Below are 3,707 nucleotides of genomic sequence, written 5' to 3'. Positions count from 1 at the left end.
CACCATATCTCCGACTTGGTATTCTCCAACAGGGTATTTTCGAGAATAGTCGCTTCTAAGGATTGTGGTGTTAAGTCCTGGAATGATGAATTGTCCTCCATGGGAATGGCCGGATATCTGAAGTGCAAATCTTCCTGTAGTAGCTGCAATGTCTGCAAAATCAGGCTCGTGAGCAAGCATTATTGCAGGGCCATGTTCGGGTATCTTCATCATTACAGCATCAATGTCTTCCTTATTCACCTTCATGCTGTCAACACCTGCAATGTGGAGTTCGGCCATTCCGTTTTCAGCATCTCTTGATATTGAATGGACATCATTGCTCACGTCAATTATTCCTGCATTTTTTAGAATTTGCCTAATTTCCTCTGCTCCGTTCCAATGGTCATGGTTTCCAAGCACTGCAAGGGATGCATCCTTAACTTCAATCATTGATAGGCATCTCTCAAGGTCTTCTGCCACATCATCAAGAATATATGACACATAGTCTCCGGTAAGTGCAACCATGTCTGCTTCCTGCCTGTTTACAATATCGATAACTCCTTCAAGATACTCTACAGTCAGCCATTGGCCAAGATGAAGATCAGATAGGTTTACAATTTTATAATCATGAAAAACAGGGTCCAGATCCTTGATTTCAACATTTACCTCAACAATATCATATACGCTTTCATCAAATTCGATAGATATGATCTTTTCACGGGTGATTGTCATTCCTTTCTGAATCTTTTGTCTTGCACTAAGTCCGAGTGGTTTTTCGCTAGGCATATTTTCACATTCTTTCTAATTGAATTAAGGATAATATTGATTTGTTCAATTTTTCTTTATATTCTTTCTCTTATTTTTTTCTTTATTGTAATATATAAATATTTTATCTTAACAATCATTTATTTTTTAGGAAAATTGTCTCCATTAAAACATATTTTTATGAAAATATTACTGGATATAATTCTGATTTTACTTTTTTATTAATCTCATTTTCTTTTTTATCTTTTTAAGTTTGAAAACTTATATTGATATTAGATAAAACAAAATAGTTAAATAAGTTAAAGTACAATATATATTATTGTTGTTTTTAAAATTTTTTTAACGGGGCCCGTAGCTCAGTCTGGCAGAGCGCTTGGCTCTTAACCTTGTCGTCGCGGGTTCAATTCCCGTCGGGCCCGTTTTTATTGCTTTTTTTATAATCCAACCTAATGGTTTTTTAGTATTTAATTTTTTTGAAAAAGAGAGTTTTAACGCTATTTTTAAATATGGTTTAATTTTATATGAAAAAGAGATTTTTACGGGTTATTTTTATATAATGTTTAAATTTTGAAAAATGTTCAGAGAGTTGATTGAAATTTGAAAAACTACTCAATTTTGGATAAGGATATTTTATTATAGTTTTGTAGAATAACAATTATTGAACAAAATAAAAAAAATTATATATATATTAAAACAAAATTTATATTATTTAAGTTTATAGTGATTAAAATGATTAAAAGGGAATTAATGATTATTTCAATATTTTTACTGTTTGTTCTCAGCCTAGGTATGGTTCAGGCATCTGAAGATTTGTCTGATAATATGGCTGATGGCATCAACTCCTTGTCTGAGGCAAATGAGATTTCAGATAGTCTTGTAAATGATGATTTAGATGATTCAGATACTGGTGGTAATGGTTCAGATGATTCTGGTGATTCAGTGGATGGTTCGGATACTGATGGTAATGGTTCAGATGATTCTGGTGATTCAGTGGATGGTTCAGATACTGGTGATGATTTGCCTGATTCATCAGAAAAGACATTCGATGACATTCAAAAATTAATTGATGAAGCTCCTGAAAATAGCACTGTAAACTTAAATGGAACTTACACTAGTTCTGGAAAAGCTATATTGATCAATAAACCTATCACTATTCAGGGATTTGACGGAACCTCACTTATTGCGAACCTCACTGGAATATTTAACATTAGCTCTAAAAATGTAGTCTTAAAGGATTTGTCCTTTGTAAACTCAACATTTAAAAACAATGTAGGAATCTATTCCGCTTACGGTTTAACCCTTTCAGGATGTGAGTTTAGGAATAACACTGGTTCAAATTTCACTTTGATTTCCTTGAAAAGTGGAAAGTCCACATTTACAAATGCTACAATATCCAACAATACCTTTGACAACATCTTGATTTATGTTTATGAGAAAGCCAATTTGGATATTGATAATTCTATTTTCAATAAGAATCATTTTGCCTATAAATCTTCATTAGGGGATAATGGAGCAATAATCTATTTGGAAGAAAGCAATTGTCTTAATATTCTCAATTCAACCATTGAAAACAATAAGGATTCCTATACGGATGAAAGTGGAGATACATTTCAAAACATATTCGTTTATTCCTCTGAAGGAGGAAATGTAAAAGTAGATAATTGTGTTTTCAAAAAGAATTCCTTGCCATTTGCCTTATCTTCTAGCAATTGCACAATCAACAATTCTAAATTTGAGCAATCTGGAGTATTAAACGCTTTTGATGTTGATTTCTTCCCATTGATTTCAATTGAAAATTCAGCTTTCAATAAGCTTACAAAAGGTTTGCATTTTACTAATGGTTACACAAAGATCAATAAATGCAATTTCACAAACAACACTTGCAAGATAATACGAACTGATGATGACAGTTTCATGCCAAATAATATGAATTTGACCAATTCAAATTTTATCAATAACTCCAATATATTGATTTATATATCCAGTTCCAATGCCAATATTGTAAATTGCAAATTTAAGGATAATAAACTTACAGATAATAGAGGAATAATATACTTGGATGAACTTGGTGGAAGAACCGTTACAATTAAAAACGATAATAAAACAAGAAAATTCACCAATACCATGGGAACTGCATTTGATACTTCCCTGAAAGATTATCCATTCCTTATTCTAAAAAATGGAACTTTAACAACCAGCTATCACTCTGGAAAGTATTTCAATTTCAAATTAATATTTGGAGTGAACAAGAAGGTTTTTGATAGAAACTTCTCATTGACATTTGTGATTAAGCAAGGCAAGAAAACCATTAAAAAGATTACAGCTAAAAATTATAAAACCGGTTTTGTAAGGATCAAATGTTATAATTTGCCTGTAGGAACCTATAAGATGTATATTACTGTTAATTCCAATTCCTATGAAATAAATAGTCATTGGGCGGAATATGAACGGATTCCATATGACTTAGGTGTAAGAACAATTAAAATAACTAAGGCAAAAACAATTGTCAAAGCACCTAAAGTTACTCATAAGAGAGGCAAATCAAAATACTTTAAGGTTACAGTCAAAAATAAGGTAACTAAAAAAGGTGTAAATGCCCTTAAAGTGAAATTAAGAATTTACACTGGTAAAAAATATAAGACCTATACTGTAAAAACAAACAAAAATGGTGTTGCAAAATTCAATACTAAAAAACTTAAAAGAGGAAAACATAAAGTCGTTTTGCTTTCTGGAAATAAAAATTTTGTAGTTTCTGGAAAAACTTCAATCAAAATCAAATAAGATCTTTATTTTTTTCTTATTGTTTTTTTTTAATTAAACCATAATTTTTATTTTTTTTACTCTTTTACTATTTTCTTATTCTTTTTTTTTAATTAAACCATAATTTTTATTTTTTTACTCTTTTATTATTTTTTTATTCTTTTTTAAATAATGGATTATTATTTTTTTAACTCTTATTGGTT

The 3,707-nt window shown here is 30.3% G+C and carries 2 protein-coding genes and 1 tRNA gene; 2 read left to right on the top strand and 1 reads right to left on the bottom strand.

Translation table 11 applies throughout. The features are described from left to right. The coding region (locus ACKI67_RS02595; protein ID WP_407461843.1) for a metallophosphoesterase at nucleotides 1–765 on the bottom strand (765 nt) is incomplete at its 3' end. 324 nt (nucleotides 766–1,089) lie between these two features. Between ACKI67_RS02595 and ACKI67_RS02590 the strand changes: the two genes are divergently transcribed. Both ACKI67_RS02590 and ACKI67_RS02585 read left to right on the top strand, forming a co-directional pair. After that, nucleotides 1,090–1,163, top strand: a tRNA-Lys gene (locus tag ACKI67_RS02590). Nucleotides 1,164–1,491: 328 nt separating this feature from the next. Further along, nucleotides 1,492–3,525, top strand: coding sequence for a hypothetical protein (locus ACKI67_RS02585; RefSeq protein WP_407461842.1), 2,034 nt, complete (start codon nucleotides 1,492–1,494; stop codon nucleotides 3,523–3,525). Nucleotides 3,526–3,707 lie beyond the last annotated feature (182 nt).

This window comes from Methanobrevibacter sp. (assembly GCF_045577275.1).
Classification (GTDB): Archaea; Methanobacteriota; Methanobacteria; order Methanobacteriales; family Methanobacteriaceae; genus Methanobrevibacter.
The sequence above is the reverse complement of the archived record's forward strand: the minus strand, read 5'-3'. Positions and strand labels throughout refer to the sequence as shown.